The 14,430-nt window shown below is 74.5% G+C and carries 10 protein-coding genes and 1 pseudogene; 3 read left to right on the top strand and 8 right to left on the bottom strand.

Annotation, left to right across the window (positions count from 1 at the left end; genetic code table 11):
- Positions 1-177: 177 nt before the first annotated feature.
- Complete coding sequence (locus tag ACGF13_RS27625) at positions 178-1,383, bottom strand: cytochrome P450 (protein WP_392879961.1); 1,206 nt, start codon at positions 1,381-1,383, stop codon at positions 178-180.
- Positions 1,384-1,879: 496 nt separating this feature from the next.
- On the opposite strand from ACGF13_RS27625, the gene ACGF13_RS27620 reads away from it, so the two are divergent.
- Complete coding sequence (locus ACGF13_RS27620) at positions 1,880-2,686, top strand: SDR family NAD(P)-dependent oxidoreductase (RefSeq protein WP_392879960.1); 807 nt, start codon at positions 1,880-1,882, stop codon at positions 2,684-2,686.
- Positions 2,683-3,770, top strand: a pseudogene (locus ACGF13_RS27615) (S-adenosylmethionine:tRNA ribosyltransferase-isomerase). Before ACGF13_RS27620 ends, ACGF13_RS27615 begins: the two are co-directional and overlap by 4 nt.
- 100 nt (positions 3,771-3,870) lie before the next feature.
- On the opposite strand, the gene ACGF13_RS27610 reads toward ACGF13_RS27615, so the two are convergent.
- The 6 genes from ACGF13_RS27610 to ACGF13_RS27585 all read right to left on the bottom strand — a co-directional run bounded on the left by ACGF13_RS27610 (position 3,871) and on the right by ACGF13_RS27585 (position 13,066).
- A complete protein-coding gene (locus tag ACGF13_RS27610; protein WP_392879958.1) occupies positions 3,871-7,554 on the bottom strand; it encodes a SpoIIE family protein phosphatase in 3,684 nt (1,227 codons plus the stop codon).
- A gap of 81 nt (positions 7,555-7,635) precedes the next feature.
- Positions 7,636-8,124, bottom strand: a complete 489-nt coding sequence (locus ACGF13_RS27605; RefSeq protein ID WP_392879957.1) for an Imm21 family immunity protein — start codon at positions 8,122-8,124, stop codon at positions 7,636-7,638.
- A gap of 664 nt (positions 8,125-8,788) precedes the next feature.
- The gene (locus ACGF13_RS27600; protein ID WP_392879955.1) at positions 8,789-9,973 is read right to left on the bottom strand and encodes an alpha/beta hydrolase family protein; all 1,185 of its coding nucleotides are present in this window, start codon (positions 9,971-9,973) and stop codon (positions 8,789-8,791) included.
- 85 nt (positions 9,974-10,058) lie between these two features.
- On the bottom strand, positions 10,059-10,958 hold the full coding sequence (locus tag ACGF13_RS27595) for a hypothetical protein (protein WP_392879953.1): 900 nt from the start codon (positions 10,956-10,958) through the stop codon (positions 10,059-10,061).
- Between the two features lie 443 nt (positions 10,959-11,401).
- Complete coding sequence (locus ACGF13_RS27590; RefSeq protein WP_392879951.1) at positions 11,402-12,466, bottom strand: serine hydrolase domain-containing protein; 1,065 nt, start codon at positions 12,464-12,466, stop codon at positions 11,402-11,404.
- 186 nt (positions 12,467-12,652) lie between these two features.
- Positions 12,653-13,066 (bottom strand): HIT family protein, encoded by a 414-nt coding sequence (locus tag ACGF13_RS27585; protein ID WP_392879949.1) that lies wholly within the window; start codon positions 13,064-13,066, stop codon positions 12,653-12,655.
- Between the two features lie 180 nt (positions 13,067-13,246).
- Here ACGF13_RS27585 and ACGF13_RS27580 point away from each other — a divergent pair, with 180 nt between their 5' ends.
- On the top strand, positions 13,247-13,435 hold the full coding sequence (locus ACGF13_RS27580) for a YegP family protein (protein ID WP_392879946.1): 189 nt from the start codon (positions 13,247-13,249) through the stop codon (positions 13,433-13,435).
- A gap of 123 nt (positions 13,436-13,558) precedes the next feature.
- Here ACGF13_RS27580 and ACGF13_RS27575 read toward each other — a convergent pair whose 3' ends face one another.
- Positions 13,559-14,254, bottom strand: coding sequence for an MSMEG_1061 family FMN-dependent PPOX-type flavoprotein (locus tag ACGF13_RS27575; RefSeq protein WP_392879945.1), 696 nt, complete (start codon positions 14,252-14,254; stop codon positions 13,559-13,561).
- Positions 14,255-14,430 lie beyond the last annotated feature (176 nt).

Genomic DNA, 14,430 nt, shown 5'->3' with positions numbered 1-14,430 from the left:
GGCCGGGGGGGGGGGGGGGGCGGCGCGCTGGTGGGTCCCCCCAACGCCCCCCCCCCCCCGCGCGGGGGGGGCCCCCCCCCCGCCGGCCCCCCCCCCCCCCGGGGGCCCCCCCCCCCCGCCCGCGGCGATGCCGGAAGCGGGGTGGCGGCAGACCGGCGCCGGAGCGTGGGGGCACCGTCACCAGGTGACGGGCAGCGCCAGCGGATAGCGCCAGATCGACGTGGTGTTCCACGCCAGCTCCGCGGCCGGCTTCGCCAGCGCGATCCTGGGGAAGCGCTCCAGCAGGGTCCCGAGGGCGACTTCGAGTTCGGTGATGGCCAGCGGTTGGCCGAGGCAGTGGTGCGCGCCCCAGCCGAAGGTCATGTGGGAGGGGCTGGTCCGCTCCAGGTCCAGCTCGTCAGGCCGGTCGAACCTGCGGCCGTCCCGGTTGGCGGTCAGGTAGGAGACGTGCACGATGTCCCCCGCCGGGATCGTCACCCCGCTCAGCTCCACGTCCTCAAGGGCCACCCGGGGGATGCCGACGCCCTTGCGGAAGGGGATGAAGCGCAGCATCTCGTGGATCACCTGGGTGAGCATCTCGGGCCGCTCGCGCAGGACGGCGCGCACGTCGGGCCGGGTGAGGATGGTGTACGAGAGGTTGCCGAGCTCGTACGTCGTGGTGTCCTGGCCGGTGATCAGCAGGACCATGGCCATCACGGTGAGTTCCTTCTCGTCGAGGACCTCGTCGCCGTCGCGGGCCGTGGCCAGGGCGCTGATCAGGTCGTCACCGGGGTTCCTGCGCCGTTCGGCCGTCAGCTCGGCGAAGTACGCCCGCAGGTCGGCTTTGGCCCGCACCGCGTCCGGCTTGTTGGCCAGGCCCACGTTCATCATCGTCCGGGCGTTGGCGCGCAGTTGTGCGCTGTCGGCCTCGGGGATCTCCAGGACCTCGCAGATCGTGATCAGCGGGAGCGGGTGAGCCAGGTGCTCCATGAGGTCGGCCGGGGAGCCCTGGTCCCGCATGCGGTCCAGCAGCTCGTCGACCACGTGCCGGGTACGGTCCCTCATCCGCTCGATGTGGTCGGCCGTGAAGCCCTTGGACACCAGGCTGCGCAGGCGGGCGCTGGCAGGCGGGTCCATGACGTTGATCGCCTCGGCCTGGACGATCGGCTCGGGAGTCATGCGCGGAAAGTCCCGGCCGACGACGGCGTGCCGGCTGAAACGCCGGTCGGTGGTCACCGTACGCACGTCGTCGTACCCCGTGACGAGCCAAGCCTCCCCCTCGCCGTAGGGGAGGCGGATGCGGCTGACCGGTGCCTCGTTCATGAGCTGCCGGAGCGTCGGGTCGAACTCGAGGGCCTCGGCGAAGTCGAACGGGCAGTTCCGTGGGCTGGAGTCGGTGGACATGCGGACCTCCGGGTCTGGGCCGTGCAGGCCGGATAGGAAGGTGGAGGGAACGGGCGGAGCACCGGTACCCGCTCGGTCGGCCGTACACACTGGTGGACGTGCGGGACCGCCGGTAATTCATCCGGGCTGATCAGCGGCAGGAGCGCCGGTACCCCGCGGACGGCGATCCGACAGCGGACGATCCGGCGATCACGGCCGCCGGGTACGGCGTCCCCGTCCGGCCGACCCGGCCCGGGTGGCCCTGCCCTCCACGCACGATGTCGCCCTGGCCGCCGGGCGCCGGTCCGCCGCGGCATCGACCACGTCCCGCACCGGTCTCGGCGGCGCCGCCGACGCCGACACCAGGCCCGCACCACCCACGGCAAACGCCGAGGCCACAGTCCTGGAACCGAACCCCGTCACGTGGACACCGTCGCAGTACTAGGCCCAACGAACGACGGGGTCCCCGGCCCGGTGGCCGATCCGCCGCCCGAGCCCGCGGCGCGATCGTGGGGGCATGAACGCAGCACAGCGCACCGCCGCACCACACGCCGCCCCCGTCGCCCTGGTCACCGGAGCCTCTCGCGGCCTGGGCCTGGCCCTCGCACGCGCCCTCGCCGCCGACGGCTGGCAGCTGGTGATCACCGCCCGGGACGCGGCCGAACTCGCCGCCGCCGCGGCCGACCTGGCCGTCGTCACCAAGGTCGTCGCCCTGTCCGGCTCCGTCGTCGACGACGACCACCGCGCCCACCTGGCCGAGGCCACCGAGGACCTCGGCGGCGCGAGCCTGCTGGTCAACAACGCCGGAACGCTCAACGGCGCCCCCGGCCCCGGCAGGGAGCCGCTGCCCCGGCTGGCCGACTTCCCGCTGCCGGACCTGTCGGAGACCTTCGAGGTCAACGTGCTCGCCCCGATCGCCCTCACCCAGCTCGTCCTGCCCCAGCTGCGCGCCCACGCCGGCGCCGTTCTCAACGTCAGCTCCGACGCCGCCGTGGTGCCCTACCGCGGCTGGGGCGGCTACGGCGCCAGCAAGGCCGCCCTGGACCTCGCCAGCGGGGTACTCGCCCGGGAGGAGACGGAGTTGCGGGTCTGGGCGGTGGACCCGGGGAACATGCGCACCCGGATGCTCCAGGAGGCCGGCCCCGGCGAGGACATCTCCGGCGAGCCGCTGCCCGAGCAGGTGGCGCCGGTCCTGCTCGGCCTGTTGCGCGACCGCAGGCCCTCCGGGCGCTACCGCGCCGCGGACCTGGCCGCTCCGTCCGCGGACCTCGCCGGCCCCGCCGCAGACCTGGCCGTCCCCGCCGAGGACCGGGGCGGGCGATGACGGCACCCGCCGACCTCGACCCCGCCGACCTCCCCCTCGGCCCCGACCTCGTCGTCCCGCCCGAACTCTCCGCCCGCGCACCGGCCGAGGCGTGCGGAGCGGCCCGGGACGGCGTCCGGATGCTGGTCGGCCGACGCGCCACCGGCGGAGTCGAGCACCGCCGCTTCACCGACCTGCCCGAGGTGCTGCGCCCGGGGGCCTGCTGGTGGTCAACAACTCGGCCACCGCCCCGGCCGCGCTGCCCGGCCGGCTGCCCGACGGCACCCCGGTCGTGCTGCACCTCTCCTCCGCCCAGCCGGACGAATCAGGAGCCCACCTGGTCGAGTTGCGTCGGGTGGTGCCGGGGGAGGAGGCGGCCTACTACCCGCCGGAGGAGTCGCCGGCCCGCCCTGGTCTGCCGGTCTCGCTGCCCGCGGGCGGCGCGGCGGTGCTGACCCGGCCCTTCACCGCCCGCCTCTGGCGCGCCGAACTTGCTCTGCCCGTCCAGCTGTTGCCGTACCTTGAGCTGCACGGCCGGGCGATCCGCTACGGCTACGTGGACCGCGACTGGCCGATCAAGGCCTACCGGACGGTCTTCGCGACCGTCCCCGGCAGCAGCGAAATGCCCAGCGCCGCCCGCCCGTTCAGCCCGGAGGTGGTGGCCCGGCTGGCCGGCCGTGGCGTGCTCCTCGCGCCGGTCACCCTGCACACCGGGGTGGCCTCGCCGGAGGTCCACGAGGCCCCGTACGCCGAATGGTTCCACGTCCCGTCCGCCACCGCCCGCCTGGTGGGCCACGTCCGGGCCGAGGGTGGCCGGGTGGTCGCCGTCGGCACCACCGTGGTCCGTGCCCTGGAGTCGGCCGCCGCCCCGGACGGCACCGTCCAGGAGGCCCACGGCTGGACGGAGTTGGTCGTCACCCCGGAACGCGGCGTGCACGCCGTGGACGGACTGCTCACCGGCTGGCACGAGCCCCGGGCCTCCCACCTGCTGATGCTCGCCGCCGTCGCGGGCCGCCCGCTGCCGGCGGCCTGCTACCGCGAGGCGGTGCAACACCGCTACCTCTGGCACGAGTTCGGCGACGTCAACCTGATGCTGCCGGACTGATCCGGGCCGCTCACCACGGGCGGGACCGGTCCGGCGGCCGTCGCGGCGGCCCGACGTCCGTCCGTCGTTCACACGGGAGGCTGTTCACGCAGGAGGCCGTTCACAAAGGCGGTGTGACCCCCGGGGGCAGTTCCAGCTCGAACCAGACCACCTTGCCGTCCTGGGTCCGGCGGGTGCCCCAGCGGTGCGCGAGCTCGTTGACCAGGTGGATGCCCCGCCCGCCCTCGTCCTCGCCGCGGGCGCGGCGGATCCGCGGCACCTCGGTCTCCTGGTCGGCGACCTCGACGGTGAGCACCCGGTTGCAGTACAGCCGCAGCTGGGTGGGTGATCCGGCGTGCACCAGGGCGTTGGTGATCAGTTCGCTGGTGAGCAACTCGGCCCAGTCGGTGAGTGCTTCGAGCCCCCAGGCGACCAGCGTCTCGCGGGTGAAGCGGCGCGAGTGGGCGACCATCGCGTGGTCGCCGGTGAGCGGCAGGGTGGCGATCCGGTCCGCGCCGTGCGGGCGGACCTGCGCCATGATGACGGCGATGTCGTCCTCGCCGGTGGTCTCGGTGAGCCGGGACAGGACGGCGTCGCAGGTCTGCTCCAGCGAGCCGCGCCGGTCGGCGACGGTCCGGCAGAGCAACTCCAGCCCCTCGTCCAGGTCCTGGCCGCGGCGTTCGACCAGCCCGTCCGTGTAGAGGGTCAGGATGCCCTCCTCGGGGAGGGTGAACTCGGCGCTCTCGAAGGCGACTCCGCCGACCCCCAGCGGTGTGCCGGACGGCAGTTCGACCAGGCGCGCCCGCCCCTCGGTGTCGGCGACCACGGGCGGCAGGTGCCCGGCGCTGGCCGCGGTGCAGCGGCGGTCCACGGGGTCGTACACGACACAGACACAGGTGGCGAACTGGCCCTCGCCGACCGTCGCGGTCGCCTCGTCCAGGCGGTACAGCACCCGCTCCGGGTCCAGGTCAAGGGTGATCAACGTCCGTGCCGCTGTGCGGAGTTGGCCCATGGTCGCGGCAGCCCGGATGCCGTGGCCCATCACGTCGCCGACGATCAGCGCGACCCGCCCGGAGGACAGCGGCACCACGTCGAACCAGTCGCCGCCGACCTCGCTGACCACGCTGCTCGGCAGGTAGCGGTAGGCGAGGTCCAGCCCGAGCGTGCGGTGCACCTCCTGCGGCAGCAGACTGCGCTGGAGGGTGAGCGCGGTGTCCCGCTCGCGGCGGTAGAGCCGGCCGTTGTCGATCGCCAGCGCGGTGCGGGCGGCCAGCTCCTCGGCCAGCGAGCGGTCCGCCGGCCCGAACGGCACCGGGTTGCGGGTGCGGACGAACTCCGCGCCGCCCAGCACGTGCCCGCGCGCCACCAGCGGCACCATCAGGTACGAGTGCACCCCGGCGTCCAGGCTCGGCTGCACCCGGTCCGGCGAGGCGACGATCGGGCGCAACTCCTCCTCGGTCACCTCGGCGACCAGGATCGAACGCCGGGTGCGCAGGCTCTGCGCGTACAGGTCGGCCGACTCCGAGGTCTCGCCCACCAGGTCGGCCGCCCCCTGCAGGCTGCCGTCCTGGCCGGTGCCACCGACCGCCACCGCCCGCATCAGCACCGGGCCCGCCGCCGTGACCGCCCCGGGCTCCTCGCCACTGAGCACCGCCTCGCGCAGGTCCACGGTCGCGAAGTCGGCGAAGCGCGGGAGCACCACCTCCACCAACTCCCGGGCGGTGCGGTGCAGATCGAGCGTCGTGCCGATCCGGTTGCTGGCCTCGTTCAGCAGCGACAGCCGCTGCTGGGCGGCCCAGGCCTCGTCCAGCGCCCGCTGCCGGGCGGCGGCCGCGTCACGCTCGCGGGTGAACAGCAGCGCGTTGTCGATCGACACGGCCGCCCGCACCGCCAACTCCCCGGCCAGCGCCACGTCGTCCTCCTCGTACGGGCGCTCGACCAGGGTGCGGTAGAAGCCCGCCACGCCGACCGCGGTGCCGCGCGCGATCAGCGGGACCACCATGAACGACAGCACGTTCTGCTCCCGTACGGCCGCCGTGCGCACCGGGTCCTCGGCGAACCAGGCCATCCCCTCCTCGTCCATCCGCGGCACCAGCACCGGCTTGCGGTGAGCCAGGCTCCACGCGTACGGCGAACCGGGCAGGAAGCGGTGCAGGTTGCCGGTGCGATTGATCGGCGCCATGGTCGAGCCGGGCACCGAGTGGAAGGCCATCCGCCGCAGCAGCGCCGAACCGTCCGCCGGGGCGGTCGCCTCGCGCTCGCCGCGGACCAGATCCTCCAGCACCTCCACCACCACCGTGTCCGCCAGCGTCGGCGTCGCGACCTCGGCCAACTCCATGGCGGTCTGGGCGAGATCGAGCGTGGTGCCGATCCGGGCGGAGGCCTCGTTGACCAGCGCCAGACGCTCCTGCGCGGCCTTGGCCTCGCGCAGCGCCTGCTGCCGGGCCAGCACGGTCTGGTGCTGGCGCAGGTACAGCCGGGCGTTGTCGAGCGCGACGGCCGCGCGCGAGGACAGCTCGTCGCCGAGCGTGATGTCCGCCGCCGCGAAGGACTCCCGCGCGCCGCGCCGCGAGTACACCACCATGCCGAGCGTCGTCCCTCGTGCCACCAACGGGGTGATCCGCACCGAGCGCGGGCGGTCGCCGAGGTAGGCCTGGCGGTGGCTCTCGTCGACGCGCTCGCCCAGCATCGGCAGCTCCCAGGACGGCACCACCACCGTGCGCCCGCCGGTCAGCGCCCGGGCGTACGGGGAGTCCGGAAGCAGCTCGTATACGGCGTCCACCGGCAGCGCCTCGGCCGGGTAGAACGCGTCGGCGGAGGCGATCGCCAGCCGGCGCACCCGTACCGGGGCGTCCGGCGCGGGCGGCTCGACGCTCAGACCGGCCGCCAGCTCCTCCAGCCCGAACACCGCGCTGATGTCGGCGACCCTCGGCACCATCGCGTCGACCAGCTCCCGGGCGGTCTGCCGCAGGTCCAGCGTGGTGCCGATCGAGGCGGTCGCGTCGACCAGCAGCGACAGCCGCTCCTGGGCGCGGGCCGCCCTGGCGTCGGCGTGGAACCGCTCGGTGATGTCGATGACCGTGGCGCACACCCCGAGCACCCGGCCGCCACGGTCCTTCAACCGGAAGTAGGAGGCCGACCAGGCGTGGTCGTGGTTCGGATCACCCGGGGTACGGCCGTGCGCGAGGTCGTCGACCACCGGCTCGCCGCTCTCCAGCACCCGGCGCATCACCGCCTCGGACTCGGGGCCGTTGATCCTCGGCAACACCTCGGTGAGCCGCCGGCCCAGCGGATCCTCCATGCCCAGGCCGTTCGCCTCCGCCAGCGCGTCGTTCAGCCGGACGAACCGCAGATCGGTGTCGAACACCGCCATGCCGACCGGGGACTGGGTGAAGAACCCGTCCAGCAGGGCCAGGTCGGCCTGGAGCCGGTGCAGCGTGGTCACCTCGGAGGCGATCGCCAGCACCATCCGGGCGCCGCCCGGGCCGCGGATCGGATGGGTGCGGAACTCCAGGTTCACCAGGTGCCCGTCCCGGTGCCGCACCGGGAACACCCCGGACCACGACCGGCCCGCCAGGATCTCCTGGAACAGCCCGAGCACCTCCGACCGCTGCTCCTCGGCAGCCAGCAGCGTCGCCGCCCGGGCACCCACCGCCTCCTGCGCGGGGTGTCCGAGCAGCGCCTCCGCGTCACTGCTCCAGTGCAGGATCCGCCCGTCGGCGTCGATCAGCGCCGTGGCGATCGGAACCATCAGCAGGGCGTCCTGCTGCGGCTGCCCCGAGCGCTGCGCGTAGTCGTCCACCATGGCCAGAGAACCGTCCCAGAAACCGTCCGGAGATCGTTCCCACCAGCCCTGCCATCTTCGCACGCGGCCCCGGGCGACCGCTCACCGTGGCAGCAGCCGCTCCAGGAGGAACTCCTGCCACCGCTCGGGTTCGGCCCGCAGCGACTGGACCAGGTAGCGCCCGGACGGCACCTCGACGGTCAGGTACTCGCCACTCTCCAGGGCGTCCGTACCGTCCTGGAACACGTCCACGAGCAGGTACCGCCCGGCGGCCAGCTCGAGGACCGGCCCGTCCTCCCAGATCCCGGAGCGCAGCGCCTCACGCACCAGCGGCCGGACGGCGTCCGAGCACTCGGCGAACAGCGGCCGCACGAACACCCGCTCCTCCGCCAGCCAGCCGACCGGCAACGGCTCCCCGCCCAGCACCAGCACGTCCCCGTGCCCGGGCACCGGATGGCCGACCGCGTACTCCGCGGCCGCGTCCACCACCGCCTCCTCGCAGCCCGCCCACCCCTCGACCGCACCCTCGGGACACAGCACGAAGAACCCCGAGTCGGTCCCGTCCAGCCAGCCCTGCTCCACCGTGATCATGCGGGCATCCTCGCACGTCACCGCCACCACGGGCCGGGCCTGGCCGGTGGCAGCACCTACGGCGGGGCCCTGCGGGGCGACCGTGGTGTGCGGGCGGAGCGGGCCGCGCGCGAGAAGTCGGCCCGGCCGACTTCTCGCGCATCACCGTAGGGCTGTGGGCGTCCGGGCTGGAGGGGTGAGCGCGCCGGGGGGAATGGCGGTTGGTGGTCGGGCCTGGTTCGGTGCGCGGCATCGGCGGGGTGTCCGTGGGGCGCGGCACGTGGATGGTCGTGTGGGGCGGCCGGGTGGGCCGGGGCCGCAGGTTGGGCCGCGCCCGCCTCCGGGGGCGGGTGGTGCCGGATGGAGGCGCGGCGTCGGCTGTGCCGATGTGCAGGCAGGGCTGTGGTTGGAGTTGGGTCCGGGACACGGGAAGTCGGGTGGGCCGACTTCCCGTGTGCCCCCGGACCAGAGCGGGCTTCGACGGAGCGGGCGGTAGGGGCGGGGGAGGGCGGCAGCCGGCACGTCGGGTGGGTTGGTCCGGCGACGGTGGCTCCCGGCGCCACGGCGAGGACCGAACCAGGGGAGCGGGTGGGTGCCGCAGACCACGGAGCGGCCCGACTCCGGGGCCCGAGCGTCGGCGGGGCCGCCGACGCTCGGGCCGACGACCCCGTTCAGGGGGTGTCCGTCACCGGGTGAAGCGCACCTCCGGGTTGGCGGCGCTCGGGCCGTCGAGCAGTGGCTGCGGGAGGCCCTTCAGCTGGAGGTCGAGGAACGCCCCGACGTACTGCCGGGTCAGGGCGACGGCGCGCTGACCGGCGATGGTGGTGTCCGGGCCCTTGGGGATGCCGAGCCCGTCGAAGAAGATCGGGAAGTCGGTGAAGCTGCCGTGGTCGGTGCCGTCGATGGTCAGCCAGCGCTTCCAGCCGTCCAGCCGCGGCCAGCTCTTGATCCAGCTGTCGTCCTCGGCGCCGTCGGGGAGCGGGTGGCCGACCATCAGGTACGGCTTGCCGCCGATGCCGGACTCGGGCACCAGGTAGTCCATGCTGCCGTCCAGGTCCACCCCGGCCCGGATGCGGTCGTCGGTGAGCAGGGCCGGGACGGTGGCGGCGCCGCCGGCGGAGTGCCCGGCCATGGCGATCCGGTCGCGGTCGATCAGGCGGGCGTAGCGCCAGGCCGGGTGCGGGCGGTCGGTCAGCTGGTCGATGACGAAGGAGACGTCCTTGGCCCGGCTCGCGTCCAGGGCCGCCCAGGCCTCCTGGGTCCTCAGTTTCCCGCACAGGTCGCAGGGGAGCGTCCGCCCGTCGGGGAAGGTGGTTCCGGTGTTCTCGTAGGTGTGGTCGACCAGTGCGACGACGTAGCCGCGGCTGGTCAGGTCCTCGGCGAGGCTGCTGAGCGAGGCCCGGGGCATGGTGAAGCCGGGCGACAGGACCACCAGCGGGTAGTGGCCGCCCTGTGGGCGCGCCCCGGTCTCGGCCCACGTCCGGGTGCCGGACACCGCCTCGGTCGGGATGGTGTTGCCCGGCAGCTTCCCGTCGAGCAGCGCCCGGGCGGCGGCGGGCGTCATGTACGGGGCGGGGGTGCCCGTCCCGGCGTGTGCGGGGTAGTACATCGAGACCATCAGCTGGCGCGGACCGGCGGAGGGCACCCACGGGTCCGGACGGTTCCGGTCCACCAGGTGCAGGACCTCCTGCCCGACCGCGAACGGCCCCGTCGGGCGGGGGAGTTCGATCCGGGTGGTGACCTGCTCGGTCGGTGCGGCCGAAGCGGTGGCGGCGGGCGGCGCGGCCAGGGCGGGCGCGGCAGCGGAGACGGACAGTGGCAGCGCGAGCAGCAGGGCCGCCGCAGCGGCGGTCGTACGAAGTCGGCTCATGTGAGTGACGGTAGGCGGCGGGAAAGGGAGTTGACCTCCACTCAGCGGTGTACTGATCCCTTCCGGGATGGGTCCATGGCGCCCCTTAGGGGTGGCCTTGAGGAGCGGCGGGCTCGGGCGGGGGCCATCCGAGGGCGGTCGTCCGGGGGCGGTCGTCCGATGGTGGGTCAGCCGGGGAAGCCGTCCGGAGGTCCTCCAGGAAGTCCGCGGCCGCACGGGCGTTGGGCACCGGGAAGGTGAGCGGCAGGCCGGCCGAGTGCGTCCGGATCTCCAACTCGCCGAGTCCGGACGCCCGGGCCGAGCACACCTCCGTCCACCGGTGGGCCTCCGTCGCGGCGAGCGGGTGCGGTGGCCGGTACACCAGCCCGTGGGCCGTCACCGTCAGCCGCCCTCGTCCGAAGCGGACGCTCCCCTCGGTGCGCAGCGTCTCGTGCAGCGCGGCCCGGAATCCGGGGGAGAGGCGCTCCTCCAGCTCCCGGAACAGCCCGCCCAGCCCACGCAGGTGCGCCAGCACCAGCGGCTCGTCCGCGCCCGCCGGCCATATTCGCCCGTACTCGTGCACCTCGCGCAGCCCTCCGGGGGAGTACTCCATGGCCTCCACCGCGGACCAGGGCAGCGACTCCTCGCCGCCACCGGCCGAGACCAGCACCAGCCCGCCCTCGTGGACCCGTACGGACCGCGGCCCGCGCGACGGCCGCAGCCGTTCGTACCCCGTCACCGCCACCACCGCGACGGCGGCCAGCAGGGGCGCGGGCCACCAGTCGCCGAGTGTCAGGCAGACCGCCAGGGAGAGGGCCACCCCGCAGGAGTGCAACCACACCCGTGCCGACCGGGACAGCGGCCGGAAGCGCCGGTACACCCGCACCACCGGGCCGAGCCGACCGGCGGAACCGACTGGGCCGGCCGAACCGGCCGGGCCGACCATCTCGGCCGCATCGGTGGCACCGGCCGACCACACCTGCGTCGGCGACCACGTCACCGCCATGTCGGCCCCCTTTCGCTCGGTGGATTCCCCTGTCGGAACCGCGACTGACGGATCCCCAGCATCGACCGCCCGCCGCCCCTGGCGACAGTGCCAATCAGCACCTTTTGGCCCGAATCGCCCCCGCCATCATCGCGCCCCGGCCGAGAGCTCCCGTCACTGGGGTGGTGACGAACGGGACCGGCGCCTCCCTGGCCGGGCGCCAACGCCTGCCAGGGCACCAACCCCCACCCGGATGCCAACGCCCGCCCGGGCCGCAGCACAACCGTCGACAGCGCAACCATCGACAGCACAACCGCCGGCAGCACAACCGTCACGCCGAGCTCCTTGCGCTCCACGGGCCCCTCGGGGGAGCCGCAACCATCGGATGCTCAGGATCGACTCCTCGCCGGGCCCGGCGACAGTGCCGATCGGCACATCCGGCGGAAGGGCGGACCCCCGCGCCCTCACCCCGTCGGCGCGAACCCGTTCTGCAGCCTGCGCAGCAGCGCCGTGCCCGCCGGATCGGCCGACCGGCGGGTGTTGACCAGCACCACCACGCCCACCTGCTTCTCCGGGTCGAAGGCCACGAACGAACGGAACCCGCCCGTGCCCCCGTTGTGCCAGACCTGGAGGTGCCCGCCCTGCTGGGTGTGCAGCCGGTGCCCGAGCCACCCCAGGTGCGTCCAGGCGAACGGGTTGACCCGGTGGCGGGTCTCCCGGGTGAGCGCGATCGCCGGCGACAACGGCGCGTCCGGCGAGCGTTCGGCGGCCAGTTGGGCGCGCAGGAACACCACGAGGTCGGCGGCGGTCGACCGGAGCCCGCCCATGCCGGGCACGGCCGCGAAGCTCCAGTGCGGCACCGGCCGGCCGCCCGGGGTGTGCCCGTGCGCCAGCCGCGCGGACCGCTCCCCGTCCGGCCGCACACAGGTGTCCACCAGGCCCAGCGGTGCGCAGACCTCGCGCGCCACCAACTCCTCGTACCCGACGCCGGAGCGCTGCGCGAGGGCCAGGCCGAGCAGGCCCGCGCCGAGGTTGGAGTAGCGGAAGCTCCGCCCGGGTGCTGCCCGCAGCCGTGTCCGGGCGAGCCCGTCGAGCACCCGCTCGACGGTGCAGTCGGCGTACGGATCGGCCTTGTTGGGGGACAGCAGCGACTGCCTCGCCATGCCCCGGGGCAGCCGGGGGAGCCCCGAGGTGTGGGTGGCGAGGTGCCGCGGGGTGATCGGCTGCGGGCCCTTGGCCGGGACGACGGCCCGCCCGTCCGAGGCCCCGGTGAGCACCTCGGCGAGCGGCTCGTCCAGCCGGACCGCACCGTCGAGGGCCAGCCGCGCGAGCACCAGAGAGGTGAACACCTTGGTGACGGAGCCTATGTCGAACAGGGTGTGCGGCCCGGGCACCCCGCCGCCCGGCCCCGTCCGCCCGGCGCCACGGATCTCCACCTCGCCGCCGGCCAGCCCGGCGACCACCGCCCCGACGTGTCGGTTCGCGAGCCGGTCGGCCGTCTGCTGCACGAGGCAGGCGAGTTCGTTCATGGTCGCGAGCCTAGGCGCCCCGACCGGCCGGATCGTCCGCCCGGAAAACGATATCCACCCCCGCCGATGCTCCCGCGGACGTACGCCCTGCCGGAGTCCGTACACCCTCGGCGCCTCGCCCGTCCCCCTCCGGTCCCCCTGTCGGTCGCCCTCCGGTACCCCCTCCCGCACCCCCTCGGTCCTCGCTCAGTCCTCCAGCGCCGCCCGCAGCCGGGCCGCGACCTCCGCCGCCCCCGCCTCGTCCGGGTACCGCCGCCGCGGCCAGAAGAACCCGCGCAGTCCGTCCTTCGGATTGCGCGGCACCACGTGGACGTGCAGGTGCGGCACCGACTGGCTGATCCGGTTGTTCGCCGCCACGAAGGTGCCCGCGGCCCCCAGACCGCGCTCGACGGCCGCCGCCACCCGCTGCACCCGCAGGAAGAACGGCCCGACCCCGGCGGTCGGCAGGTCGGCCAGCGTCGGGTGGTGGGTGCGCGGGACGACCAGGACGTGTCCGGGGAAGAGCGGCCGACGGTCCAGGAAGGCCACCGCCGCCTCGTCGTCCAGCACCCGGTGCGCCGGCTCCTCGCCCGCCACGACCGCACAGAAGACGCAGTCCATCCGTCCATTCAAACCACCGGCAGCTGTCCCGGCACCCCCGCAAACCGCCGTGGATCCCGCTTCACCCGTCCGGCTGTCGCCCGGGTGCGGCCGCCCCGGTGCCGGGCGCACGGTGGCGCCGGGGGCCGACGGCGGGCGCACCGAGCGTCCGCGAGGAGGCCCCGCGAGGAGGTGGCCCGGATGTCGGGCAAGTTCGAGATCTACCAGGACGCCGGTGGCAAGTACCGGTTCCGGCTCAAGGCGCTCAACGGCGAGATCGTCGCCACCGGCCAGGGCTACGCCAGCAAGGACGCCGCCCACAAGGGCGTCCAGGCGGTCCAGCGGGCCGCCGACGGCGCGACCGTGGTGGACGTCCCCAAGGCGGCCTGAGCCCCGACGCGGCCGGGCCCCAATGCGGCCCGAGCGCGCCGCCCGGCCCCCGGCCCGTCCGGACCGGCCGCCGGGCACCCGCGACGAGCGAAGCCGCCCGCCACCCCCGCAGCCCCCGCTGCCTCACTCGTACCGGTACAGCAGTGCCTCCCGCTCGTACCGCTCGATGATCTCCAGCGTCAGCGACTCGTCCCGCAGGTGCGAGAGCGTGACCTCCGCCGAACTCGGCTGCGCGTCCGTGGCGAGCCAGTTCTCCGGTTTCCACGCCGAGGACCGCAGGAAGGCCTTCGGGCAGTGCCCGTACACCTCCTCGACGGCGACCACGATCGCGCTGCGCGGCGGCTTGCCGACGGCCGTCAGCTGCCGCAGCAGCTCCGGGTCGGTCGAGACGCAGGCCCGCCCGTTGACCCGCAGCGTGGCGTCCCGGCCGGGGACGACGAAGAGCAGCCCGATCCGGCCGGTCTCCAGGATGTTGTGCAGGGTGTCCAACCGCTTGTTGCCGGTGGCGTCCGGAATGGCCAGGGTGTACTCGTCGAGCACCGAGACCAGCCCGGCCGGCCCGCCGCGCGGGGAGACGTCGCAGCGCCCGGCGGCGTCCGAGCTGGCCACGAACACCAGCGGGGAGCAGGCGATCAGGCGCCGGGCGACGTCGTGCAGGTGGTCGACCTGCTTGCGGCGCGCCTGGTCGCTCGGCTGCTCGTAGATCTCGCGCAGCTGGGCGGGGTCGCTGAGCGCGCCCGCGTGGAGGGCGTCGAACAGGCTGCCCGGCAGGTTCGGCACGGTGGTTGACGAAACGGCAGATTCCGGTGTGGTCGTCATACCGGGAATGTAGTCGAGGCCGCCCGGCGGTCCCCGTCCCGCCGGTGCCCCGTCACCCTCCGGCGCCCCGCCGCCGCCCTTCGCGAAATCCTCTGCCCACCCCTCCCCACCAGCGGTTTTACGCTCATAATGGGGGCCAGGGACCACTGGGTCGGAGCCCACCACGTCAGCGACCA

The organism is Kitasatospora sp. NPDC048286, assembly GCF_043201735.1.
Taxonomy (GTDB): domain Bacteria; phylum Actinomycetota; class Actinomycetes; order Streptomycetales; family Streptomycetaceae; genus Kitasatospora.
Note: the sequence above shows the minus strand (reverse complement) of the source record. Positions and strands in the feature narration are given on the sequence as shown.

Bases quoted from the DNA above. Each gene is read 5' to 3' on its own strand.
- ACGF13_RS27625 (WP_392879961.1), bottom strand. From the start codon at position 1,383: ATGTCCACCGACTCCAGCCCACGGAACTGCCCGTTCGACTTCGCCGAG.
- ACGF13_RS27620 (WP_392879960.1), top strand. From the start codon at position 1,880: ATGAACGCAGCACAGCGCACCGCCGCACCACACGCCGCCCCCGTCGCC.
- ACGF13_RS27610 (WP_392879958.1), bottom strand. From the start codon at position 7,554: ATGGTGGACGACTACGCGCAGCGCTCGGGGCAGCCGCAGCAGGACGCC.
- ACGF13_RS27605 (WP_392879957.1), bottom strand. From the start codon at position 8,124: ATGATCACGGTGGAGCAGGGCTGGCTGGACGGGACCGACTCGGGGTTC.
- ACGF13_RS27600 (WP_392879955.1), bottom strand. From the start codon at position 9,973: ATGAGCCGACTTCGTACGACCGCCGCTGCGGCGGCCCTGCTGCTCGCG.
- ACGF13_RS27595 (WP_392879953.1), bottom strand. From the start codon at position 10,958: ATGGCGGTGACGTGGTCGCCGACGCAGGTGTGGTCGGCCGGTGCCACC.
- ACGF13_RS27590 (WP_392879951.1), bottom strand. From the start codon at position 12,466: ATGAACGAACTCGCCTGCCTCGTGCAGCAGACGGCCGACCGGCTCGCG.
- ACGF13_RS27585 (WP_392879949.1), bottom strand. From the start codon at position 13,066: ATGGACTGCGTCTTCTGTGCGGTCGTGGCGGGCGAGGAGCCGGCGCAC.
- ACGF13_RS27580 (WP_392879946.1), top strand. From the start codon at position 13,247: ATGTCGGGCAAGTTCGAGATCTACCAGGACGCCGGTGGCAAGTACCGG.
- ACGF13_RS27575 (WP_392879945.1), bottom strand. From the start codon at position 14,254: ATGACGACCACACCGGAATCTGCCGTTTCGTCAACCACCGTGCCGAAC.